The 24,878-nt window shown below is 36.0% G+C and carries 18 protein-coding genes; 8 read left to right on the top strand and 10 right to left on the bottom strand.

The annotated features are described in order from the left end of the window. Positions 1–44: 44 nt before the first annotated feature. The 6 genes from ERCILAFE3058_RS02840 to cyoA form a co-directional block, all read right to left on the bottom strand. Positions 45–1,403: an MFS transporter gene (locus ERCILAFE3058_RS02840; protein ID WP_157989934.1), complete on the bottom strand. Its 1,359-nt coding sequence runs from the start codon at positions 1,401–1,403 to the stop codon at positions 45–47. Between the two features lie 115 nt (positions 1,404–1,518). Beyond that, the gene (gene cyoE / locus ERCILAFE3058_RS02835) at positions 1,519–2,427 is read right to left on the bottom strand and encodes a heme o synthase (protein ID WP_157989933.1); all 909 of its coding nucleotides are present in this window, start codon (positions 2,425–2,427) and stop codon (positions 1,519–1,521) included. A 10-nt stretch (positions 2,428–2,437) separates the two neighbouring features. Beyond that, positions 2,438–2,773, bottom strand: a complete 336-nt coding sequence (cyoD, locus tag ERCILAFE3058_RS02830) for a cytochrome o ubiquinol oxidase subunit IV (protein WP_157989932.1) — start codon at positions 2,771–2,773, stop codon at positions 2,438–2,440. Continuing rightward, on the bottom strand, positions 2,773–3,360 hold the full coding sequence (gene cyoC, locus ERCILAFE3058_RS02825; protein WP_157989931.1) for a cytochrome o ubiquinol oxidase subunit III: 588 nt from the start codon (positions 3,358–3,360) through the stop codon (positions 2,773–2,775). Before cyoC ends, cyoD begins: the two co-directional genes overlap by 1 nt. Continuing rightward, positions 3,350–5,341, bottom strand: coding sequence for a cytochrome o ubiquinol oxidase subunit I (cyoB, locus tag ERCILAFE3058_RS02820; RefSeq protein WP_157989930.1), 1,992 nt, complete (start codon positions 5,339–5,341; stop codon positions 3,350–3,352). The genes cyoC and cyoB overlap by 11 nt, the downstream gene beginning before the upstream one ends. 92 nt (positions 5,342–5,433) lie before the next feature. After that, complete coding sequence (gene cyoA / locus ERCILAFE3058_RS02815; protein ID WP_157989929.1) at positions 5,434–6,366, bottom strand: ubiquinol oxidase subunit II; 933 nt, start codon at positions 6,364–6,366, stop codon at positions 5,434–5,436. A gap of 1,549 nt (positions 6,367–7,915) precedes the next feature. On the opposite strand from cyoA, the gene brnQ reads away from it, so the two are divergent. Next, positions 7,916–9,250 (top strand): branched-chain amino acid transport system II carrier protein, encoded by a 1,335-nt coding sequence (gene brnQ / locus ERCILAFE3058_RS02810; protein ID WP_157989928.1) that lies wholly within the window; start codon positions 7,916–7,918, stop codon positions 9,248–9,250. 813 nt (positions 9,251–10,063) lie between these two features. Here the strand turns inward: brnQ and ERCILAFE3058_RS02805 are convergent. Continuing rightward, entirely contained in the window at positions 10,064–11,008 is a 945-nt protein-coding gene (locus tag ERCILAFE3058_RS02805) for a DMT family transporter (RefSeq protein WP_157989927.1), read from the bottom strand. Between the two features lie 110 nt (positions 11,009–11,118). Here ERCILAFE3058_RS02805 and ERCILAFE3058_RS02800 point away from each other — a divergent pair, with 110 nt between their 5' ends. From ERCILAFE3058_RS02800 to ERCILAFE3058_RS02790, 3 genes are read left to right on the top strand one after another with little or no spacing between them, the layout of a single operon-like run. After that, entirely contained in the window at positions 11,119–11,592 is a 474-nt protein-coding gene (locus ERCILAFE3058_RS02800) for an Lrp/AsnC family transcriptional regulator (protein WP_157989926.1), read from the top strand. A 48-nt stretch (positions 11,593–11,640) separates the two neighbouring features. Continuing rightward, a complete protein-coding gene (locus ERCILAFE3058_RS02795) occupies positions 11,641–13,410 on the top strand; it encodes a SmdA family multidrug ABC transporter permease/ATP-binding protein (RefSeq protein ID WP_157989925.1) in 1,770 nt (589 codons plus the stop codon). After that, positions 13,403–15,169, top strand: coding sequence for a SmdB family multidrug efflux ABC transporter permease/ATP-binding protein (locus ERCILAFE3058_RS02790; RefSeq protein WP_157989924.1), 1,767 nt, complete (start codon positions 13,403–13,405; stop codon positions 15,167–15,169). The genes ERCILAFE3058_RS02795 and ERCILAFE3058_RS02790 overlap by 8 nt, the downstream gene beginning before the upstream one ends. 160 nt (positions 15,170–15,329) lie before the next feature. On the opposite strand, the gene sstT is transcribed toward ERCILAFE3058_RS02790, so the two are convergent. Beyond that, positions 15,330–16,595, bottom strand: coding sequence for a serine/threonine transporter SstT (sstT, locus tag ERCILAFE3058_RS02785; RefSeq protein WP_157989923.1), 1,266 nt, complete (start codon positions 16,593–16,595; stop codon positions 15,330–15,332). A gap of 1,000 nt (positions 16,596–17,595) precedes the next feature. Between sstT and ERCILAFE3058_RS02780 the strand changes: the two genes are divergently transcribed. Then, entirely contained in the window at positions 17,596–17,766 is a 171-nt protein-coding gene (locus tag ERCILAFE3058_RS02780) for a hypothetical protein (protein ID WP_157989922.1), read from the top strand. Between the two features lie 2,131 nt (positions 17,767–19,897). On the opposite strand, the gene cspE is transcribed toward ERCILAFE3058_RS02780, so the two are convergent. Both cspE and ERCILAFE3058_RS03560 read right to left on the bottom strand, forming a co-directional pair. Then, positions 19,898–20,107 (bottom strand): transcription antiterminator/RNA stability regulator CspE, encoded by a 210-nt coding sequence (cspE, locus tag ERCILAFE3058_RS02775; protein ID WP_157988644.1) that lies wholly within the window; start codon positions 20,105–20,107, stop codon positions 19,898–19,900. 81 nt (positions 20,108–20,188) lie between these two features. Further along, complete coding sequence (locus ERCILAFE3058_RS03560) at positions 20,189–20,263, bottom strand: DUF2627 domain-containing protein (RefSeq protein ID WP_157988803.1); 75 nt, start codon at positions 20,261–20,263, stop codon at positions 20,189–20,191. Positions 20,264–21,433: 1,170 nt separating this feature from the next. On the opposite strand from ERCILAFE3058_RS03560, the gene lolC reads away from it, so the two are divergent. The 3 genes from lolC to lolE are packed head-to-tail and all read left to right on the top strand — an operon-like array spanning position 21,434 to position 24,586. After that, entirely contained in the window at positions 21,434–22,639 is a 1,206-nt protein-coding gene (gene lolC, locus ERCILAFE3058_RS02765; RefSeq protein WP_157989921.1) for a lipoprotein-releasing ABC transporter permease subunit LolC, read from the top strand. Then, positions 22,632–23,336, top strand: coding sequence for a lipoprotein-releasing ABC transporter ATP-binding protein LolD (gene lolD, locus ERCILAFE3058_RS02760; protein ID WP_157989920.1), 705 nt, complete (start codon positions 22,632–22,634; stop codon positions 23,334–23,336). The genes lolC and lolD overlap by 8 nt, the downstream gene beginning before the upstream one ends. Further along, positions 23,336–24,586 carry a lipoprotein-releasing ABC transporter permease subunit LolE gene (gene lolE, locus ERCILAFE3058_RS02755; RefSeq protein WP_157989919.1) on the top strand — a complete coding sequence of 417 codons (1,251 nt, stop codon included), beginning with the start codon at positions 23,336–23,338 and terminating at the stop codon, positions 24,584–24,586. Before lolD ends, lolE begins: the two co-directional genes overlap by 1 nt. Positions 24,587–24,878: the final 292 nt, after the last annotated feature.

Genomic DNA, 24,878 nt, shown 5'->3' with positions numbered 1-24,878 from the left:
TTGTAAACAAAATTAGTTGGGTCATTCAGGTGATGACAGTGTCTTTACTTAGAGAGTAAGTTTTCTATTGTAGCTCTATTTATCACTTGATCATCAACTTTCATATACATGCTATGTTCTTCTGGAAGGATTAATAGATCAAATACACCTTCTTGTTTTTTGAGATACGCTTCTAGCGGAAATTTTTCTGCGGAATCTTTAAGGGTAAATCGTAAGCTACTGAGATAAAGAGGCTCTTTCAGGCTAAAGCTCATGCCAAACCACGCTAATGTTATCAAAACGTTAAATAAAAATACGCCATGAGGACCTACGTGCCCCAGCATCCATCCGCTAATGCCACCTCCAATAGCTACACCAATGCATTGACTAGTAGTGTATACGCCCATCGCCGTTCCTTTGTAACCAGCACGAGATTGTTTACTAACTAATGACGGTAGCATAGCTTCCATCAGATTAAAACCGATTAGAAAAAGTTCCAGACCTATAAAAAGTACCCATATAGAGTTATTCACCGCCCACAATAGCGTTTCAGTGAAAAGCATTAAACCTATACAGGAGATAAAAATATTTTTCATCTTACGTTTTATTTCAGCATAGATTAGCAATGGTGTAGCGATTGCTAAAGCCATTAACATAGCGAAGAAGTAAACTTTCCAATGCTCGTGAGCGAGCCATCCTATTTGTATTAATTGAGTTGGTATAGTGATAAAACTGGACATTAGTAGAACGTGTAGGCAGAGTACGCTCATATTAAGTTTAGTAAGATTGCTATCAGTAATAACGTAGCGCAAATTACTTGTGACGACCTTAGATTCACGGTTAAAAATTTGCGTGGATGTTGACGGTACAATAAATAGTGTCACGAAGATTGCTAGCACAGCAAGGATAGAGATTATCCAGAAAAGTTCTTGCAGACCAAATTTATGAGTAATGATCGGGCCAAGTACTATAGCGATAGCAAAGGTAACACCAAAGCTAATTCCAATAACACTCATGGCTTTAGTGTAGTTTTGTTCACGTGTTAGGTCAGATAACAAAGCCATAACTGCCGCCGCTATTGCACCGGCTCCCTGTAAAGCGCGCCCTAGTATAATACCCCAGATAGATTGCGTTAGCGCAGCGATCACGCTACCAATAGCGAAAATGCATAAACCGCTAATAATTAATGGTTTACGTCCAAATCGATCAGAAAGCATCCCGATGGGAATTTGAAAAATAGCTTGAGATACACCATATATACCAATAGCTATGCCTGTTAGTGTTTCATTGGCATCATGAAATTGTGTCCCATATGTAGTGAGAATGGGTAAGACCATAAACATACCTAGCATGCGCAGTGAGAAGACTATTCCAAGCCCCCAGCTAGCATATAACTCAACTGTAGTCATTTTATGATCCGACATGATTAGATGCTCAATACTATTTCGTGATTGTCATTAGATGTGATTATATTGAAAATTTTAGTAAAATACAAAATGATTTTTATACTATACAATAATTACAATATTACATTATCTATTAATTTTTATTGTGAAGCATCTTGTCATTAAGATAAAAAATAGTTTTTTGATGATCACGTGTCCCGTCAATGGAGATCATCACACTAATTGTTGTGATGGCTATAATAGAGAAAAGAAATACCTTTCGTGCCCAAATATCATTATTTTTGGTGTGATAGCCAGATAAAGCTATACATAACCACAAAATATTTACTGCAGAAACAATAACAAGATACTTATACCCAGTATACCCGTACATTGTTAGAAGCAGCGTAGCGAAAATAAATGCAATAATATAAAAAATAATACGATGTTTTGTCGTTAACACACCTCGTACTACTGGTAAAATAGGAATACAGGTTTTTTTATAATCCTGTAGTCGAAAAATAGCTATGGAATAGGAATGAGGTATCTGCCATAGACTAAATATAATTAGAAGAATGAGGTTGATAGGTTCTAAGTGGCCAGATACTGCAACGTAGCCAATAATTGGTGGGGTTGCTCCAGACAAACTTCCAATCAGTGTGCCATAAATTGAGTGTCGCTTCATGTACAGGCTATAGACACCAACATAAATAATAAATCCAATAATAGCTATTAACATAGCTAGTACGTTCACACCAACATATAAAGTTATAACGCCAATGAATCCCAGTATAGTAGCGTACAGCAGGCCACATTGTGAAGAGATGAGGCCTTTTGCTAATACACGGTTCTTAGTGCGTTCAGTTTTTTTATCAATATCGCGGTCTATATAGTTGTTGTAGACACAACTAGATGCAATTACGAAGGCCATACCAGTAACTGTGGAGAGAAGTAGGGAGTAGTGAATATGACCTTGAGAAGCTAAGAGAAAACCTCCAATAACGGAAATTAGGTTGCCAAAAATGATGCCTGGTTTTGTGGCTTGTATATATAGTTTAATCATTTTAATGTCTTCAGTGAAGAGAAGCTCTCATATTATAGTTGAGATTCCACATGATCCACAATGAACCGATGATAATAATCAGAATAATTAGTGTGGCAAATGATATAGCAATTAAATTCCAACCGCCCTCTGATTTGCTGTCTAGGTGAAGAAAATATACTAAATGTATAATAATTTGCATGATGGCACAGATCAGTACAAGAGATAGAAGAGCAGCCTGTGATCCTATATGGTTCATAACCATCCAAAAAGGGATCACTGTTAAAACAACTGATACAAGAAAACCTATTAGGTAAGACTTGAGATCTTTAGGAATACAATTGTATTTTTTTACAGTATCACTCATTAAATTTCCCCAATTAGATACACAATAGTAAATACACAGATCCATATTATATCTAGAAAATGCCAAAAGAGACTAAGGCACATAAGACGTGTGCGATTAATTAATGTAAGACCTCTGATAGCTACTTGTAACATCAGCAATAACATCCAGAGCATGCCAGCTATCACATGTAAACCATGTGTGCCAACTAGAGTAAAGAATCCAGAAAGAAAGCCGCTTATTTGAGGGCTTACTCCTTGGGAAATAAGGTGTAGGAATTCATAAATTTCCATTCCTATAAACCCTAGTCCTAACAAAAAAGTTAATCCTAGGTATCCGATTACTGCGTTTTTATGTCCATTATGCATCTGAATGAGGGCTAACCCATGCGTTATGGAACTTAATAAAAGCAAGAACGTTTCTAATAACACAAAGGGTAAGCTAAAAAAATCACGACCTGCAGGACCGCTGGCAATATTATTAACCATGACACCATATGTGGCAAAAAGTGTTGCAAAAATAATGCAGTCACTCATTATGTATAGCCAGAATCCAAATATTTTATTAGTACCTACATTGTGGCATGGACTTAGAGTTTCAGTTGACATGATGCATCCTACTTTTTTTTATTTCATGAAAGTGCAATTTTTCAATGGCTACGATCTCTGCAACAGGAACGTAGTAATCAATGTCTTGATCGAAGCTTTTAGCCCCCCAAGATAGAAGAATACTTAGAAATGATGGGATAGATATCCACCAAATATGCCAGATGACAGAAAAGCCAAAGATCAGGCTAAAAAATGCGATTACTATACCAGCGCAACTATTTTTCGGCATGTGAATGTCAACATACTGCGGGGGTTGTGGGCTGCACTTATTTTTTTCTTTCATATCCCAAAATGCATCACGTTCATTCACTTGAGGCAGAACAGCAAAGTTATAGAAAGGTGCAGGGGATGCAGTAGACCACTCTAATGTACGACCTCCCCATGGATCACCAGTGAGATCACGATTCTGCATGCGATCACGGATAGTGACATAAAACTGAATCACTTGACAAATCACTCCACAGGTGATAAGCGCGGCCCCACTGGCAGCCACTACTAGTAATAAATGAAACTGTGGATCAATATCCTGACTAAGCCGACGTGTCATACCCATGAATCCTAATATATATAATGGTAGGAAGGACACAAAAAAACCAATTATCCAGAACCAGAATGCTCGAATTCCCCATGTCTCATTTAGTATAAAACCACATGCTTTTGGAAACCAGTAAGTGATTCCAGCAAAACAACCAAAAACAACACCCCCAATAATGACATTATGAAAGTGAGCCACTAAAAACAAGCTATTATGCAGTACAAAATCCGCCCCTGGTATGGCTAATAAGACACCTGTCATACCACCAACAGAGAAAGTTATTAAAAAACCAATTGTCCATAGCATAGCGGAATGTAGTTGAATGCGCCCTTGGTACATTGTGAATAACCAATTAAAGATTTTTACACCAGTAGGTATAGCAATAATCATGGTCATAATCCCAAAGAAAGCATTAACGTTGGCACCAGCACCCATGGTAAAGAAGTGGTGTAACCATACGATAAAAGAGAGAATAGTGATCACTACCGTTGCCCAAACTAATGAAGTATAACCAAACAAGCGTTTGTGAGAAAAAGTAGCAACTACTTCTGAGAATATACCAAAAACTGGTAAAACAAGAATGTAAACCTCTGGATGACCCCAAATCCAAATTAAGTTTACATACATCATCATATTTCCGCCCATGTCATTACTAAAAAAATGGAAATCAAGGTATCGATCTAATGTAAGTAATGTCAATGTGGCTGTTAATACGGGAAATGCTGCTAAAATTAGAACGCTAGTACATAAAGATGTCCAAGTGAAGACTGGCATTTTAAACATAGTCATACCGAGTGTGCGCATTTTTAAGATAGTGACAATAAAGTTAATTCCTGTGAGGGTCGTTCCTACACCAGAAATTTGTAGACTCCATATCCAGTAGTCAACACCTACACCGGGGCTATACTCTAGCCCAGATAATGGCGGATAAGCTAACCAACCAGTTTGTGCAAATTCACCAATACCAAGTGATAAGTTAATCAATAAGACGCCTACAACTGTTAACCAAAAACTCACATTATTGAGGAAAGGGAATGCGACATCTCGTGCGCCAATTTGTAATGGAATAGCAATATTCATTAAACCAACCACAAATGGCATAGCGACGAAGAAAATCATAATTACACCATGAGCAGTAAAAATTTGATCGTAGTGGTGTGCTGGTAAGAAACCTGCCCCCCCAGAAGAGGCAAGTACTTGTTGGCTACGCATCATAATTGCATCAGCAAAACCTCTGAATAGCATGATAAAAGCCATAATTATATACATAATACCAATTTTTTTATGATCAACAGACGTGAACCATGTGTACCAAAGGTATTTCCATTTTCCAAGGTAGCTAATTACCCCCGCAATACTGATGGTACTGAGAATAATAGTGGCAATTGTCACCATAATAATAGGTTCATGGATGGGTATAGCATCTAGGGTTAGTTTTCCTAACATTATATGGTTCCTCATTTCTTGCATAGTATTGCGTAGGTTATGTTATTCTGGTTATACATAGTTCTAAATATCACAAAAGATGCGGGAGGATGCTATCTTTCTGAAGATGTCGTTTTTTTTAAATCTAAGCTAAGGTCATTTGTGTTATGAGAGACATTCAGGTTTACATTATGATGCTTCATTTTGAATTGATTCATAATATCGTTAAATAACCTTGGCTTTACACGAGAGAAGAGAACTTGCGAGTAACTATTTTTTAAGGCGGTTAGATGATAAAAATCATCCATAGTTAAGAGAGTATTGGAAGATTTTTTTGCTTCTGTAATCCAGTTGGTAAATTCCTTCATATCATGAGTTGCAATGGCTTGAAACTTCATGTGTGAAAATCCATGTCCACTGTAATTAGCAGAGATACCATGAAACGTCCCTGCTTCGTTTGCGATTAAATTTAATTGAGTTTGCATCCCTGCCATGGCATACATTTGGCTGCCGAGGGTAGGAATAAAAAAAGAGTTCATCACAGTGTGTGAAGTAATCTTAAAGTGTATAGGGTAGTGGGCTGGGAAAACTATTTTATTAATCGTAGCAATTCCTTGCTCAGGATAAATAAAGAGCCACTTCCAGTCAAGTGATACAACTTCGATTTGTATAGGGCGCATAAGTGATTTTAATGGGTTACGTGGTTCCAGCGTGTGAGTAGATTTCCATGTCAGTATACCAAGGAAGCTAATAATTAAGATCGGTATAGTCCACACTACGGCTTCTATTTTATTTGAATGATCCCAGTGCGGGTTATATGTTGCGTTTATATTAGATTCTCGATATCTATAGGTAAAGTAGACAGCCATAAATATTGCAGGAAGGACCACAATCATCATTAGTCCGAAGGCTGTAAGAATTAATGAACGCTGTTCTATTGCAATTTGTCCTTTAGGATATAGCAATGCACTATCACAACCATTGCATAATAATATGATTACGATCAATGAAATAAGATTTATCATTTGTCTTAAACTGAGTGTCATTTAATCACCTTAATAACTAGGGGTGTGTTCTTTTTTATAAGCAAGGTATGATCTTGCTGGTAAGGTTGTAAGAAGATGAACGGATCAACTAGTAACCCTAATCATGACCTGATCTTTATATATATTTGGTAGTTAATAGTATTATAATTCTAGAATGTTGATTGAGAATTACATATGTGAATTATTTTAATTATGCTATCTAAGAATAAACATAGTACTTAGGTTTACTAGCCGCTATCGTAAGATTATTCTCTGTTTTTAACTACGCCATCAGTTAAAAAGGAAAGGAAAATATGCAAGCGTATTATATTGTGATGCATGTGTTCTATTATGAACTACAATATATTTTTATAGATTCATCTTAGGTATGATAGTAATAATAGCATTCTCATGTGACGGCTATAGTCTAAAAATAATATAGTCATTACTATACAGCAGTAGTAAGCATTTATGTTTAAATGCGGGATCTTGAGATACTATGTGTTAGTTATTTAGTCTTATGGAAGTATTATAGTCTCTCATAGCATACCTGGTAATCTCTATTGAGAAATGATCTTCTCCTCTGTAAATTGCTGCTTCTAGTGACTTCACGTATATTAAGTAATATATGACTTTATTTTTTTAACAGTAAAGCTACGTGTAGGATTTTATAATCCTTACAATATTTCACATCATATTTTATATCATCATATGATAAAATTTTTTAATATTGCATTATTGTGGATACAAGATGCCGTTGCTCTTAAGCTTGAAGGATAGAGTGTTCATGCTATGACTCTAGAGTTATCTAGACACAAATCATGAATTAGATTCTTTATATTTACAAGTATTATATGTGTACTATACATTACTTACCGCCAACTTTAATTTATTCAGGTATAAGCGGTATGAATGTCAGTAAGATGTTATACGTGATAGCGTCAAGATTGAGCACCCAAGTGTTATAATGATTGATTGAATCATAATCATATTTAGGTTTTTATAGAAAAGTGGTTGCAAAAATCGAGTAACACAGATTAAAAATGAAGAGAATCAGTTTATGCAAATATAGTTTATAATGTAAGTCATGTGTGAGAAATTTGACCACGCTATTAAATATTTTATTATAAATACGCAAGATGATTATGCATAGGGAGTTTTTCACCATTTTTTATTTTTGTATTATGCTGTTATTGTATATGCTGCCGTCATTACAGTGTGTGGGTGATATGAATACCCACATTAGGAATTCTCCTAATCTAGCTCTATTTTTTATCTTTTTGCATACATTTACACAAGCGTGGGTTAAGGGTTATAACACAACTATAACAATCATGCTATCAAGAGCAGTGTATGCATTAGAGAAGTGTTTTTGTACATTGCATGGTGTTCAATTTATGGAAATAGTATTGTAAATGATAAGTGATGCATTTATCTATTTTCCAAGATGGTGCGTTGTTATTCTTTTCGTTAATTTGTAGTGCCAGGGTTATCATTATTAAAATTAACATGTACCTTTTGCTGAGCAAAAGCAGAAAACAAGTATTAGATATAAGGAAGTATGTGTCTGATGATTCATCCTTTAACTATAAAAGATTTACTGATTATAAGCGGTATAATTTTCGCTCTATTTGTAGGCGCCGGGAATATTATATTTCCACCTATGGTAGGTATTCAAGCCGGCGAATATATTTGGTATGCAGCTTTAGGTTTTCTTACAACCTCCGTTGGACTGCCATTAATAACATTAGTCGCACTCGCGCGTGTAGGCGGTAGGATAGATGACTTTAGTGCGCCTATTGGTAAGTTAGCGGGATGTATGCTTGCAATGATTTGTTATTTAATTGTTGGTCCTCTATTTGCTATACCTCGCACCTCCACGGTGTCGTTCGACATAGGATTAGCGCCGCTTATAGGTGATGGTCAACTTCCTCTTTTCATTTATAGCTTGATTTATTTTGGTGTGGTCATTTTTCTCTCTCTTAACCCTGGTGCTTTATTAGAGACTTTGGGGAACATTTTAGCGCCATTAAAAATAGTAGTCTTGAGTGTATTAGGTCTGACCGCGGTATGTTGGCCAGTTGGGGATGCTTTGATATCCACTCCTAACCTAGCTACTTCTAGCCTTAGTCAATTATGCACATATAAAAGTGAGGCATTTTCTCATGGTTTGGTAAGTGGTTATCTGACGATGGATACCTTAGGTGTCTTAGTATTTAGCGTGGTGATTATTAATGCAGTTCGCGCGCGTATTATTGGAGAAGTAGCATTATTGACTCGCTATACTATTATTTCTGGCATGATTGCCAGTATTGGTTTAATAATTATTTATTTAGCGCTTATAAAGATTGGTGCTAATAGTTATCACATGATCGAGCAGAATGCAAATGGTGCTATAATTTTACATGAATATATTCAGCATATATATGGGAGAATAGGCATTCTTTTTCTTTCTTTTTTTATGGGTATCTCGTGTATTGTTACAGCGGTCGGTTTAACATGTGCTTGCGCTGATTTTTTTGCAAGATACTTTCTTCTGAGTTATCGTCACTGTGTGTATATTGTTAGTATTTCTTCCCTAGTTTTTTCTAACTTTGGTTTGAATTACCTTATTACAATATTTACTCCCATATTAATAGCGATTTATCCACCATGTATTGTATTAGTCTTCTTAAGTTTTACTCTACGATGGTGGAATAACAGTAAAAGAATAGTCTTACCAGTAATGTTAGTGAGTCTTATGTTTGGTATTTTGGATGCAGCAAAAAAAATGAATGTCCAGATTTGTCTTCCTAAATATCTTCTTTGTCAACTTCCACTTACTGAGCAGGGTTTAGAATGGGTATTGCCTGTATTACTAGTGTTAGTATTTGTGGGTGTTTATGATCGTCTGTCTACTCATTAAGTGTGTATTATTATTAATAATATAGGGCGGATGATCAATGATGATTGATCGAGAATGTTCTAAAAATATCATGATTATCCCCATAAATAAGAGAGCTAAGTAGTGTTTTTACCGCATAAAAATCAATAAGGAAAATTAATTGCTGATGGTTAACCACATGTTAGGTCTAACGCAGGTTACGTGTATATTACTTGTATGGTAGATAGTAGTATGGTTATGTATCAGCATGCGTTAATTAGTTAGTCATACAGAACCGGTATACAATTAGGTTTCATGGATTATAATATTGATGCATTTTTTATAAAGATAGACTATATAATCTCTATGTTGTCGATATGTTTAAAGACAGTGAACATTAATATATGGACCAATTAGTTAATAAGCGATCATCTGATATGCACTGAATACGTATACTGTAGTATATTATGCATTTTGTGGAGAATGACGACAAAGGGGCCATAGTCAACAGTACTATATTGTTATGAAACCACATCATGATTCGAGTGGTATATGTATGGTAGTCATTATTTTTAAAAGAGCTGTGAAATAACGTGAGAGGTTTTGGTAGCTTATTCATCACGCTAGAATATGGCTAGGTCATATAAATATTTATGATAATAAAAAAGAAATATAACTATGACGAATAGTGCTAAGTATACTCTCCATGCGGAATGATTAATGTTGTGATCCAGAAGATTGCGTGGCATCTGTCTTTATCTGTGTGATAATGTCATGATCCCTAGAAGGTCATAATAATATTACGAATTTTCTAAAGAGCTTAACATACACCTCACACATGTATCTCTGGATTGTTTATTTTGGAATAAGATTTTTGAAGATTGCTCTTATGGGTTTTCTGTCCAGTTGTGGGGGAATGCGATACAATATTAATACCATGCCAAGCAGGAAGGGCGCTAACAACATTAGAGAATAAGAACTCATCATACAGCTTCCATTTATTATACGTTCTAAGATAACAGCAATAAGTGGAAAAATCATAAATACCATAGAAGCTTGAAATGGTTTTGTAATTTGTTGTAAAGAAAAATAGGCAAGCACACCGCCTACACCGGCAATAATACCAAGATAAATTATCGCTAAAAGTGCTTGTAGAGTAAAATTCTGTAAATGTGGTGATTCACATAAACCAGCGAATGTAAGAAGAGTCCCTGCACCTAAGGAAGGTAAGGCATTATAGCTAAGGACTGACATCCCCACGCAGCGTTTCTTGCATTGTACGTACATAATTCCATGCATGCAAACGGCTACTAAAAGTGCCACCATACCACGAAGTTGATTAGTTCCAGTAGTATGATGCATTTCGTGCCATAAAATAATGCTTAAGGCACTAATACTCATTCCTAGGCCTAGTATTTGCTGAATAGATGTACGTTCCCGCAGAACCAAAAGAGATAATATGAGTATGATAGCAGGCATTGTTGCAAAAATAATGGATGCTAAACTAGAAGAAGTGTAACGTTCTCCATAAATCATTAATGTAAATGGTAGAGCAAAGTAGAATAGTGTTACGTACACTTGAAAACTCCACTGGCCTGATGGGAACAGTAGTGGAACTTTTTTATAACGCGCCAGTAGTAATAAGAGTGGGGCAGAACAGAGAAATCGTAGTCCAGTCGCAAAAATAGGTGGCACTGCAGAGACGGCGATTTTCATCGCCATCCAGGTTGTACCCCAAGTAAGCGAGACGGCGGTAAATAAACCTACGATGAGAAGATGATGATAAGTTTTTTTGTGCATCAGGTCTCCGCTTAATAAGCAGTAAGTTAGGTATATGAATCAGATTACCGAGATGCTGGGAGAAAAGGTTACTAAAATATTATTTTTAAGATTAGTAAAAGGAGAATACTTTGCTACCAGAAACACTGGATAAAAAAGATCGTTTATTATTGAGCTTTCTGCAGAAGGATTGTAGTGTATCTCTACAGACACTATCAGAAACCGTCTGTTTGACGACTACTCCTTGCTGGAAACGCCTAAAACGATTGGAGGATGAAGGTTACATTCGGGCCAGGGTAGCTTTGTTAGATAGCAAAAAGCTCGGATTAGACTTAACTGCTTTTGTTTTAATTAAAACACACCAACATAGCTGGGATTGGTTTAACCAATTTGTGCATGTAGTACAAGCAATGCCAGAGGTGATGGGTTTTTATCGCACGACTGGGGAGCATGATTATCTTCTTCGAGTACAGGTGGCTGATATGAAAAGTTATGATGGTTTTTACAAAAAACTACTAAACAGTGTTCCTCCATTGCTTGACGTAACTTCTAGTTTTGCTATGGAAGAGATAAAGTATACTACTGCTTTACCGGTTTCTCCTTAAGCGGAGATTGCAACTTACTGATTCAGATGATAATCAGGGTGTTTTTTCGTGCAACTTTTTAGCCAATTAAGCTGGTATTTTTTACGCGAATGGCGCCGTTATCTCGGCGCAGTGTTACTCCTTCTTATGATTGCCGTTCTGAAACTTTTTCCACCACACATTGTTGGAAAAATTGTGGATGGTGTTAGTCAAGGTTGTATTACCAATAATCAGTTGATTATGTGGGTCAGCGCGATGCTTTTTATAGCAATCATTGTGTATTTTCTCCATTATATATGGCGCATATTATTGTTTGGAGCATCTTATTATCTTGCAGTAGAGCTACGTGCAGGTTTGTATCAAAAACTCAGCCGGCAGAATCCTGAGTTTTACTTACGTCATCGTACGGGTGACTTAATTGCGCGGGCAACTAATGATGTAGATCGTGTTGTTTTTGCTGCTGGGGAAGGGTTTCTTACTTTAGTAGATTCCCTTGTCATGGGTATAACGGTTTTAATAGTTATGAGTAAGCAAATTAGTTTTACGCTTACTATATTAGCTTTATTTCCAATGCCGGTCATGGCTCTAGTTATTAAATGCTATGGACATCAACTACATCGTCGATTTAAAAATGTACAGGCTGCTTTTTCGTCATTAAACGATCAAACCCAAGAAAGCTTAAGCAGTATTCGCATGATTAAAGCATTCGGTCTAGAGGGTCATCAGTCAGATAAATTTGCTGTTATCGCTAAAAATACAGGATCAGAAAATTTACGTGTAGCACGTATTGATGCGCGTTTTGACCCTACAATTTATATTTTTGTAGCGTTGTCTAACCTCTTAGCAATTGTTGGAGGTAGTTGGATGGTATGGCATGGATCGATGACTTTAGGGCAGCTAACTAGTTTTATTATGTATTTAGGATTGATGATTTGGCCAATGTTAGCATTCGCTTGGATGTTTAATATTGTTGAGCGTGGAAGTGCAGCTTGGAGTCGTATTTCTATACTATTATCTGAAGCTCCTGTAGTACCAGATGGTAATCAGGTGTTACCGGAAGAACGTGGTTTATTAAAAATTTCTATAAGAAAATTTTCGTATCCTGGTTCTCAGAAAAGTGCATTATCTAACTTTGATGTAACCGTCAAACCAGGCCATATGTTAGGTTTATGTGGCCCAACAGGATCAGGGAAAAGTACTGTATTAAGTTTAGTACAACGTCATTTTGATCTCAACCAAGGAGAGATTCGTTTTCATAATATTCTATTATCTCGACTACGTCTAGACATTTGGCGTAGTAGATTAGCAGTTGCCAGTCAAACTCCCTTTCTTTTTTCTGACAGTGTAGCGCAAAATATTGCATTAGGACGGCCTAATGCTACACAACGTGAAATCGAGGATGTAGCTCGGCTTGCTCATGTGCATGAAGATATATTACGCTTACCTCATGGGTACCACACAGAAGTGGGTGAACGTGGAATCATGTTGTCTGGGGGGCAAAAACAGCGAATCGCTATTGCACGAGCGTTACTATTAAATGCTGAAATTCTTGTATTAGATGATGCTCTTTCTGCTGTCGATGGTCGTACAGAACACCAAATTATGCATAATTTACGGCATTGGGGGGAGAAGCGCACAGTGATCATTACTGCTCATCGTTTATCTGTCCTATCTGAAGCGAACGAGATTCTAGTTTTACAGAATGGTTCGATTCTTCAACGTGGAGATCATGACACGCTGCTTGCACGTAAAGGATGGTATCGGGAAATGTATCGATATCAGCAGTTAGAAGAGGTGCTCCATGAAGATGAGATAACAGGCGGTGTGCCTAATGGGTGATATAGTACGGCTGTGGCCAACTATTAAACGTTTGCTATCTTATGGTTCCCCATGGCGAACATCACTGATTTTAGCAGTTATTATGTTATGGATTGCTGCTGCGGCAGAAGTTGTTGGATCGGTGCTTATTAGCTGTTTTATTGATCAGATTGACCAACATCACATGCCTTTTAATTTTTTTTCTGGACTGATCATTTGCAGCTACCTGATCTTACAAATATTAGCAGCATTATTATATTATTGGCAGGCATTATGGTTTAATCAGGTTGCAGTTGGAGTAGTACAACATTTACGTACTAGCGTCATGGATGCTGCTTTGCGACAACCATTAAGTGCTTTTGACACACAGCCAGTAGGGCAAATTATTTCGCGCGTAACTAATGACACTGAAGTTGTACGTGATTTATATGTAACTGTTGTTTCTACTGCGCTCCGCAGTCTTGCATTAGTTGGAGCGATGCTTGTTGCAATGTTTAGTCTAAATTGGCGCATGGCTTTAGTAGCCATAACGATTTTTCCAGCAGTTTTAATAGTGATGCTAATCTATCAACGGTGTAGCACACCCATTGTTCGGCGATTGCGTAGTTGTTTAGCTGATATCAACAATAGTTTTAATGAAATTATTAATGGTATGAGTATTATTCAGCAATTTCGCCAACAAGAACGTTTTGGTCAACGCATGGGCACAGCAAGCTCTATGCATTATTTAGCGCGTATGGAAACTCTTCGGTTAGAGGGTTTTTTATTGAGACCATTGTTAAGTTTATTTTCAGGTCTAATATTATGCGGATTAATGATCTTATATGGCTTATCTTCAAGAGAGACAATAGACGTTGGGGTGCTGTATGCTTTTATCAACTATCTTGCTCGTCTTAATGAACCTCTGATTGAAATCACCACTCAACAGTCAATTTTACAGCAGGCTGTTGTGGCGGGTGAGCGTATTTTTGAGCTAATGGATTCCCCACGTCAGCCTTATGGAGATGATATACAGCCATTAAAGAGTGGTAAAATTGATATTCGTAATGTAACTTTTTCTTATCAATCAGGTTTTCCAGTATTAAAAAACATAAGCATATCGATACCAGCGCGTCATTTTATTGCTTTAGTAGGGCATACTGGAAGTGGTAAAAGTACATTAGCAAATCTCTTGATGGGGTATTACCCCTTGAAACAAGGTGAAATATTACTTGATTCTAGACCACTTCCTTCATTAAGTCATGCCGTCTTGCGTCATAGTGTAGCTATGGTTCAACAGGATCCAGTAGTATTAGCTGATACTTTTTTTGCTAATGTTACGCTGGGAAGAGATCTGAGTGAGCAGGCTGTGTGGAAGGTCTTAGATGCAGTTCAGTTATCCAAGTTAGCACGTTCGATGCCTCAAGGTATTTATACACAATTAGGAGAGCAGGGTAATTTTCTTTCTGTGGGGCAGAAGCAATTATTGGCAATAGCACGCGTTCTAGCGATTACACCTCAGATATTAATTTTAGATGAAGCGACAGCTAATATTGATTCTGGGACCGAACAAGCCATTCAACAAGCTTTACGTATTTTACGACAGCGTACAACATTAGTCGTAATTGCACATCGATTATCCACGATTACTGAGGCGGATAGCATTCTTGTATTACATCGAGGTCAAGTAGTAGAAAGAGGTAGTCATCAGACATTACTAGAAGGACAAGGGCGTTATTGGCAAATGTATCGATTACAACTTCTCGCGGGCACAGGCGCTTCTTTTGCTTCAAAAAAATAAGAGAGACATGATCATCATCGGCGATTTTTATACGCAAAGACAAATATAAAGTAAAGATTAGGTGATAATACTAAGAAGCATAACTGAGATGAGCATTAGGCATCAGTTTTTGTTTGAATTTTTTATTTTAATACCACTTGCTGCTTAGCAAGTGGTATTATCAAGGTTTTTTATCTATAAATATAGGTATATCTCTAAGATACTCTGCTTTTTCTGTAGGTTGATATTGAGAAGACATGCATACCGCTGCGGTGAACAAGATATCTGTTGATGAGTTAAGCGCAGTTTCAGCTGAATCTTGCAAGATATTAATAATAAAACCAATCCCGACTACTTGCATAGCAATTTCATCTGGAATACCAAATATATGACAGACTACTGGCATCAAAAGCAGTGAGCCCCCAGCTATACCGGAGGCCCCACAAGCGCAGATAGAGGCGACAATGCTCAGTAAGATCGCTGTAGATATATTTAAATTGATATTTAAGGTATGCATGGTCGCTAAAGTAAGTACTGTAATAGTAATAGATGCACCTGCCATGCTAATGTTAGCCCCAATTGGGATGGATACTGTATAAGTATCAGGGTTTAAACCTAGTTTTTTTGCTAAAGCCATATTTACTGGAATATTAGCGGCGGAACTACGGGTAAAAAAAGCAGTAATACCACTTTCACGTAAACATGTAAATACTAGTGGATATGGATTACGACGAATATACCACCAGACTAAAAAAGGATTAAAGAGAAATATTATAAGAAGCATACAGCCAAGCAGTAAGCCGAGAAGGTGTGTATACTGCCATAGTACATCAAATCCAGTAGACGCCAAAGTAGACGAGACTAATCCAAAAATACCAATTGGTGCGCATTTCATCACAACACGGACTATTTTTGTTATTGCACTAGAGATATCATTAAGTACCATATGTGTAGGATGACTACTGTTTCGAAAGGCAAAACCTAATCCTATACCCCAGAGTAGAAGACTGATATAGTTAGCTTGCATTAATGCTTCAATAGGGTTAGTGACCATACTCATTAGAAAACCATTTAGCACTTCTAATATGCTAGAAGGTGAGACTGTAACACCGAGAAGAGATGTGTTTAATGTCAGATGTTGTGGTATAAGATAGCTAGCAATCAATGCTAATATGGAGGCGCTAAACGTGCTGAGTAAATAAAGTATAATAATACGGCGAATGGTATGTTTTTGTCCTTGGTGATAGCTAGAAATAGATGTCAGTATCAGGATGAGAACTAATAGAGGGGCGATGGCTTTTAATGCATTAATAAATAATTCTCCAAGAATGCCGGCTTCTATAGCATATCTCTGTGATACATAAGCAAAAGCTATTCCAGATACCAGGCTAAGTATAATTTGTGTTACGAGACTATCTGGAATATATCTGCTCTGTGTTTTTTTCATAATTTTAGATCGCTTTTATAATGTTTGATTATCTATCACTATATGCTGACAGCATAATTCTTGCGTAGAATTAAGAAGAAAATAAGGGTGTGCCTTGCGTTAGCAAATACTCTATGTAGATGATGCAATCTATTATAGATGTATAGGTTAAGGATGCATGATGATGTTGCCCTATGATTTACAGATATATACCGAAGACAAATAGAAAAGATTATTTCTTGTCTAGTACTAACTTATTACAATGTATAACTAGTACCGTTCGGTACAGAATTTGTCGCGATATTTCGATCAACAATTTAACGTGATTAAGTAAAATAGTATTTTATGCTGTTCTTTTATAGGTTTTGATCTTTCAGTATAACATATTTGCGATGTTGTCTCCAAGTCTCATAAGTAGTTTTTTATGTTAAAACACCCGCTCTAAACCTAAATATTTTTATGCATTCAATCCCAGCATAAAGGAGAAGGTCATTGATCATTCAGTGATTACTATCAATCTGGTTTTAAAATTTTATAATCTATACGCTCTTAACATATTTATGACAAAAATCATATCTTTTTTATCGTAGTTATGTAGTTATTTTTAAGTAATTGCATTTTTACAATGTTAGTAAGTACCTTACCTGAAGATGTTTTTTAGTAGTTTGATGCTCTTGAATGTTATAGACTCAAAATCTTGTAAGATTCATTTAGGCGTGTTTGATATTATAGGAAAATTTTATTTTTCTAGTTTTGATATAGTAATATCATGGATAAGTAGTAGTTTCACGCGTTAAAGCGTTCAGAACATAGGTTTCTCCGTTAAAATACTATTGTATAAGAATATATTAGGCTAAGAAGCCAACCTAACATGTATACTTCGTCATTATGTTTAGGCGAAATACGTGAGTAGGTAACTATATTCATAACCTATGATTTTTACAATTTTATATTTCTTTAGCTATTTTAATAGTGTTATGAAAGGGTATTAAATAGTATTGAGAGAAGAGATAAAGCATTGATGCGTTTCTTTCTGCGGTGTAATATTCTAGAAGAGGCTCTGAATGATATAGATATATCTTGTACTGTTCAAGTAGGGGTTTTTGAGTTCACGATAATTGTTCGTAGTATAGATATTACTGAACTATATAGTTTTTCTGTGCATCCAGGTCATAATATTTGGATTGTGTAGTGCTTTATTCGTATGGACTGGTATGTACTACTAGGTTATGGTAATGATATGAATGCTAAATAATAATATATGTTGAGTACGTTCCGGTATCACTTTCTTAAAAATACTGCAAGGTCTATCCAATAAAACATCATATTCTATTTTCATGTAGTGACTCTAGTTCTCTAGATATTCTATAGTAAGATATAATCTTGACAATCTTGTATGATGTGATAACACAGATCATCATGAAGTATTATTTCTAGGCTGTTTTACACGTTGTGTAGTTTGATGTCTACTACATAAGAGGAATTATAAAGATTATAAACTGACTGGATACATCCTTATAGTGTAAAGTTAAAATCACCCGCTAGAATAATAATAAATGATGATCAAATAAAAAAAATAAGGGTTACGATTATAGAGTTGTATGCAATATTCAGAAGCACTCCATATTGAACGCTTAGGTTTTTTACAATGAGGATATTTTGGGATAAAAGGGAACGTTCTATTACAAAAAATTGATATGAAACTTGTGTGTGTAAATTGCAGACTTTTTAAGTATACCGACATTCAGATCACCAAAAAATTACCTGTCCATTTTACGTGGATGGTTTTGTATGTGTTTTGAATTAAAAAGTAGTTATCACATCATTGTTCACTGGATATGCACTTACACCACAAGATTAACTGCGGTGTAGCGTGGTGTAGTAAAAATACTGTACGAACAGTGGTGATACAGTTATAGACTAAGACGTTAGATATAAGATACAGTAAAAGTACGAAACTATATTTTAATTTTATATAAGTGAAATAAAAACGTATGTGAGTATGAATAGTTTAAATATCATCTGTGCGGGGTGTCGTCTAATTACTCTTGTACTAAGTATTTCGAACGTACGACTATTAAAATCTAGTGTATATGTAGTGACGATAGCATGCGTCGTATGTCCATATACATGCAAAACTGATTCTAATGTGGTCCAATTTTGCTAAGATTGTAGTATAATATCTCGTGTTATTTTCCCAGTAAAAGCATCAGATTGTTTTATATATTATTAATACGATTCATTTTTACTGTGTGTGCAACATGTCCAACTAAAGAGTAGGTGTGTATGAATGTATCATTATAATTTATTTTTCAGTCATAAAAACATCCTAAGGAGATCCTATAATATAAATATTAGGATGATTTTCTAGTTTTGACTAGACGCGTTATCATTGTATTGTTATCCATTTCAGTCATCGGGTAGATTGCAGTACTATAAAGATGAACTATGAAAAGTATGTGGCGTGAATATTGTAAGGTATTTTGAGCGTGTAAAACTTACACCAACAGAATACTGACTATATTATGCGATATATTTTTTGTTGTTGAGTATATTATTGGTGATTAAGCGTTTTAAGTATGTGATATAAATACTTTTCTTAAAATAATAGATTTCTATCTGATTGCAAAGATACCAGAGGAATATCTGAAAACTGAGATCACAGTGGCCGCTAACATACTGCTGTGCAATTGTTACTCATATATCATAGTATAGATTATCAGATCTATTGTATCTTATACGTAGTGTCTTAATATCTCCATTCGTATATTTGATGGAGTCAAGAGCTTTAAATATATGCAGGGATATAAGATAATGATCATTCAATAAAAAATATATTATGCTGGCAGTTTGTTGCTATTTGCTGTGTGAGTTACTCTATTCCATTATGGTAGAACCACTTGGAACATTCTGATGTTGTGAAGTGTGTGTTTGGTGTACTCAAATATGATTTCTTCACATTCTATTTAGATACTGAGGTCAGAGAAATATGTATGATTAGTGATCATGACATGCCTGTATGGGATCTTAAAATATACTATAAATTTCAGAGGGTTAACCATGGACGAATCAATGCGCATCAACCATACGTGAATGACATTCTTCAAAAAATTAAAATATAGCCTTTTGTGAGACATATATTTGCAATGTACTCTGTACTATTTATTATTTTTAACGTACTACACGACTCATCATGAGTGTCCCTTAAATGATATGAGATACACCTCAAGTAGTCGCCCCGTCATTGCTGACGGAGCTAGAGGTAGTATTCAGATTGTAGTCTAGATTACAAGAAGAACATCCATAACAGGATGGGTACAATATTAGATCGCACTGACATTCACTGCAGCAGGACCTTTCTGTCCATCCTGGATTTCGAACTCCACGTTCTGACCTTCAGCAAGTGTTTTAAACCCATTACCCTGAATAGCAGAGAAATGCACAAATACATCTTTACTACCATCTGCAGGAGTAATAAAACCAAAACCTTTAGATTCGTTAAACCACTTAACCTGACCTTTAATCTTTGCCATTTTACACATTCCTTAAAGAGATAATTCGCCCGTAGGCTTGACGTTCAGAAAAACAAGAAACATTACTGCATGAGGCATTAATTAAAGCTCGGCAAGGAAGCGGTATGCAACGTCAACGTCTTTACTCAGATCTTCTTTACTGAAGATGCCACTCATACAAAGAGCTGTATCTCATTTTACTAGGATATTTATCACATATCCGCTGATGAATCGCAAGTCATTTTTCAAAAGGAATAAAGATCTCGCATTATATTGAAGAATATCTATGCATAATTCATACCTTGTAGTAATGGATCGAGTGTTATATTTTCTGTAATTAATAGTTATAAAAGCTACATAACATGTTTTTGATTTTGTAATGTTTCTGACTGTTAGTTTAGAGCATGCATGTAATTTATATGTAATGATTGTAAAGATTTGAGATATATATAACATGTAAAAATATCATTATCACTAATCATACATATTTCTCTGACCTCAGTATCTAAATAGAATGTGAAGAAATCATATTTTAGTACACCAAACACATATCTCACAACATAAAAATATTAAAGATGTGCCTGTGAATAGCTACTGCAGCAGGGGCAGAGTTTGTTGATAGGAGAAGCGCTGACTGCACATATGTGAAATATTATTAGTCGTTTCGTCATATCTATGTATTTTAATTATTTATTTTGCGCGTATATATTGAGATATGTAATGAATAATATCATGGCAATAAATACACCTTATAATAAGATTATGTTGCATAGAATATGATGCATGATCACTAGATATTTTAGCTCTATTGATTGTCATGATGCAGATAACATAAGAAAAGATCAAGAATGGGGTTGTATGGATTTCGAAGAAAAGAGTTATACAAGGTGGTCTAATGTATACGTATGCCATATGTATTAGAAATACATTATACCAGGAACATTATTAAAAATACTTTTTAAGTCATGTTGGGAAAATATTGGCAGTGGTATCGAGAAGATATCTGAGATATTGAGTGTGGGAGTAATATTAGGAATTAATCAAAATCATCATGATTATAGTCAATAGAACTTACATTTATTAAATTTACACTCGTCATATTTAGCAATATCATAGAGCATATATAGTATGATGGTAGGATATATGTATTATATCATGGCATTATGTGTGCAGATTATATAAAATAGCAGCAGTTGTTTGGCGTAACGTAGTTTAACCAAGAGAATCATAGTAGTTGCTATTGTAATTTTTTGCGTTCAGGACGTAGTTATTTCTAACCGAGCAACACGCAATACTCTTACATTATGTTTTATTCATGCCGTACTATACTCATTAATGATGAATCTCATGTATCAACCTCTACTCTTATTTATCAGTTTACGTTATATGCACGGTCTGGGATCTGGATCGAATGGTTTTGGATATTTTATATCTTGGCTTTCAGTTGTAGGTCTTACTATAGGGGTGGCGGTTCTGGTGACTGTTTTATCAGTGATGAATGGTGTAGAACAGCAATTAGAACAAAAAACACTAGGACTTATACCACAGGTATTGATTACAAGTAAACTTGGTTCTATTGATCCGCACACATTTCTTGGAAGTAGTTTGCGCTTTAAGGGCGTGAGTCGTGTGCAACCTCTTACTACGAGCGAGGTAATCCTGCATAGCGCTCGTGGTATGGCTGTTGGTTTATTGCTAGGTATCAATACTCATGATAACGAATCTCTTCTGCCTTACTTGGCGCAGGAACAGAAAAAAGAGCTAAGAAATGGTGAATATAATATGATTATTGGGGCTCGATTAGCCGATTATCTTAGCTTAAAACCTCATTCAACAGTACGCTTGCTGGTACCAACAAGTAGTTGGTGGACACCTTTAGGGCGCATACCAAGTCAGAGAGTCTTTCATGTAATAGGAACTTTTTATACTAATAGTGATGTTGATAATTATCAGATCCTTGTCAATGAACAGGATGCATCACGTCTGATGCGTTATCCTAACGGTCATATTACTGGTTGGCGTCTTTGGCTCAATAAACCACTAGAAGTGGCCTCTATAAAGAAAACAGCTTTACCTCATCAGTTAGTTTGGCATGATTGGCGTGAAAGTAAAGGAGCCTTATTTCAGGCTGTTAAAATAGAAAAAAATATTATGGGGTTGTTAGTTAGCCTCATTATTATGATAGCTGTTTTTAATATTGTTACTTCTCTTTGTCTTCTTATTATGGATAAGAAAGGAGAAGTGGCAATCTTAAAAACCCAGGGGTTGAGGTGTGGACAAATCATGCTGATGTTTGTTATACAGGGTACACTTGTTGGTATAGTGGGATCAATATTAGGAGCCTTTCTGGGAATATTATTATCTAGTCAGATTGGTGATATAATGATCATAGCAGGGCTGTGCGATAAAGAAGTTCTGTTTCCAGTATTCATATCAATGCCGCAAGTGGTGATGATTGCCCTATCATCTACTATGATAGCATTTATATCAGTATTATATCCATCCTATTATGCTGCCACCATTCAACCTGCTAAGGCGCTTTGCTATGAATAAACAAATATTGTTGCAATGTGACAATTTATGTAAAAGCTATAATGAAGGTGGTATCCACACTGATGTTTTACACAACATATCATTCATAGTGCACTTACATGATATGATAGCGGTTACAGGTAGCTCTGGGTCAGGAAAAAGTACGTTGCTACATTTGTTAGGTGGTCTAGATATGCCGACAAAGGGTGATATACGATTTAAGGGGCGGTCTATGAAGATGATGTCATCTACAGAAAAAGCTATATTACGCAATCGGGACTTAGGCTTTGTATATCAGTTTCATCATCTTTTACAAGATTTTAATGCGTTAGAAAATGTGTCTATACCACTTCTTATCGCGAAATGTTCTACAATTTTCGCGAAAGCGAGATCTATGGAGGTGCTTACATTGCTTGGCTTAGAAAAAAGAGCGACTTATCGCCCATCTCAGTTATCTGGTGGCGAAAGACAGCGAGTGGCTATTGCGCGTGCTTTAGTAAATAATCCGCAGCTAGTCTTAGCTGATGAGCCAACGGGAAATCTTGACGTATGCAATACTAATTCTATAATCCATTTACTAAGTCAAATTAACAAAACACACGGTACAGCTTTTTTGATTGTAACACATGATTTGTATTTAGCAAGTCGCTTACACAGAATAGTTAAAATGCAAGATGGTTGCATCATTGACCAAGACATGCTTGTTGGTAGGGGTTGATGAGTACTGCACTTTCTTTTTTTCTTGGTTTTCGTTTTAGTTATGGGCGGTCTCGTGGAGGGATGTTATCTCTTATTTCTGTGATATCTACTCTTGGTATTTCTATTAGTATTGCTGTATTAATTATTAGTCTTAGTGCGATGAATGGTTTTGAGCACGAACTTAATCAGCGTGTGCTGGCAGTGGTGCCTCATTGTGAAATTGAACATATAAATCAGAATTGGGTGCAGTGGCGGATTGCGTTGCCTATGATAGAAAAGGTACCCGGTGTAGCTGCGGCTGCACCTTATATTAATTTCACTGGTTTACTGGAAAGCAGTAGTCATCAGTTAGCAGTACTGCAGATAAGAGGGGTGGATGCATTTCCGGAAAGCCGAATTAGTGCAGTACCATCATATGTTAAAGGAAGTGATTGGAAAGATTTTTTGCCAGACAGGCATCAAATCTTAATGGGAAAAGGGGTAGCGGACCGCTTACACTTAAAGCGTGGCGACTGGATAACAATGATCGTACCTGACCGACAAAGTAAGCGTACATTATTAAAACCGAAATATGTACGGCTTCAAGTCACAGGGATCCTCAATCTTGGTGGTCTACGAGATCATAGTTTAGCGTATATTCCAATCATAGATGCTCAAAAATTATTGAGAATGGGTGATAATATCACAGGTATTGCAATCAAGGCTTACCATCCTTTTCAGGTCGCATCTCTTGCGAAAAGGGTTGGAGATAGTATTAATGCTGATGTCTATCTGCGTAGTTGGATAAGTACTTATGGCTATATGTACCATGATGTACAGATGATCCGTACTATTATATATTTAGCAATCGTTTTAGTTATTGGTGTTGCGTGTTTTAACATTGTGTCTACGCTAATGATGGCAATTAAGGATAAATGTTTCGAGATTGCTATTTTACGCACTCTCGGAGCCAGTGATGGTTTGATTCGATCTATTTTTATTTGGTATGGATTACTACTCGGCGGGGTAGTGGGAAGTTTGATTGGTGTCAGCATGGGTGTGTTATTAGCTTTGAAGATAACTCCCATCGTTCATATTCTAGAAAAATTTACAGGATCTTGTTTCCTTTCCGGTGAAGTTTATTTTATTGATTTTTTACCTTCAGAATTACATTGGTTGGATGTAACTGTTGTGTTACTCACATCTTTGGTTCTGAGCTTAATGGCCACTTGGTATCCGGCTAGACAAGCTAGTCGCCTCCAGCCTGCACAGGTTCTCAGTCGCCAGTAGAGAATAGGAACATATAAAAGTATACAGGCTTTTGGCCTATGGATAGACTTATGGTATGTCAATGTGAAATAATAAAATACAGTAATATTACTATTCAATACATCAGTAATTCCTATGTTAGGGAGGTGAAATCATTTAAAGATTACTGTTTGCATGAAAAGATAAGCTGACATTACTAGATGTAATCTAGTGTAACTTTTTAGTGTATGGGTTATAGTACACTTTAAAAACTTTTTCATAGAAATACATAGATTTCTGAGATTTTATAAACTTGCATATTGAATATATATGA

Source organism: Candidatus Erwinia haradaeae, assembly GCF_900698955.1.
Taxonomy (GTDB): Bacteria; Pseudomonadota; Gammaproteobacteria; order Enterobacterales; family Enterobacteriaceae; genus Erwinia_E; species Erwinia_E haradaeae_G.
This window is presented reverse-complemented; position numbering and strand designations above follow the sequence as displayed.

Excerpts from the sequence above, each read along its gene's own strand:
- ERCILAFE3058_RS02840 (WP_157989934.1), bottom strand. The coding sequence starts at position 1,403 with ATGTCGGATCATAAAATGACTACAGTTGAGTTATATGCTAGCTGGGGG.
- cyoE (WP_157989933.1), bottom strand. The coding sequence starts at position 2,427 with ATGATTAAACTATATATACAAGCCACAAAACCAGGCATCATTTTTGGC.
- cyoD (WP_157989932.1), bottom strand. The coding sequence starts at position 2,773 with ATGAGTGATACTGTAAAAAAATACAATTGTATTCCTAAAGATCTCAAG.
- cyoC (WP_157989931.1), bottom strand. The coding sequence starts at position 3,360 with ATGTCAACTGAAACTCTAAGTCCATGCCACAATGTAGGTACTAATAAA.
- cyoB (WP_157989930.1), bottom strand. The coding sequence starts at position 5,341 with ATGTTAGGAAAACTAACCCTAGATGCTATACCCATCCATGAACCTATT.
- cyoA (WP_157989929.1), bottom strand. The coding sequence starts at position 6,366 with ATGACACTCAGTTTAAGACAAATGATAAATCTTATTTCATTGATCGTA.
- brnQ (WP_157989928.1), top strand. The coding sequence starts at position 7,916 with ATGATTCATCCTTTAACTATAAAAGATTTACTGATTATAAGCGGTATA.
- ERCILAFE3058_RS02805 (WP_157989927.1), bottom strand. The coding sequence starts at position 11,008 with ATGCACAAAAAAACTTATCATCATCTTCTCATCGTAGGTTTATTTACC.
- ERCILAFE3058_RS02790 (WP_157989924.1), top strand. The coding sequence starts at position 13,403 with ATGGGTGATATAGTACGGCTGTGGCCAACTATTAAACGTTTGCTATCT.
- sstT (WP_157989923.1), bottom strand. The coding sequence starts at position 16,595 with ATGAAAAAAACACAGAGCAGATATATTCCAGATAGTCTCGTAACACAA.
- ERCILAFE3058_RS02780 (WP_157989922.1), top strand. The coding sequence starts at position 17,596 with ATGCGTTTCTTTCTGCGGTGTAATATTCTAGAAGAGGCTCTGAATGAT.
- cspE (WP_157988644.1), bottom strand. The coding sequence starts at position 20,107 with ATGGCAAAGATTAAAGGTCAGGTTAAGTGGTTTAACGAATCTAAAGGT.
- lolC (WP_157989921.1), top strand. The coding sequence starts at position 21,434 with ATGTATCAACCTCTACTCTTATTTATCAGTTTACGTTATATGCACGGT.
- lolD (WP_157989920.1), top strand. The coding sequence starts at position 22,632 with ATGAATAAACAAATATTGTTGCAATGTGACAATTTATGTAAAAGCTAT.
- lolE (WP_157989919.1), top strand. The coding sequence starts at position 23,336 with ATGAGTACTGCACTTTCTTTTTTTCTTGGTTTTCGTTTTAGTTATGGG.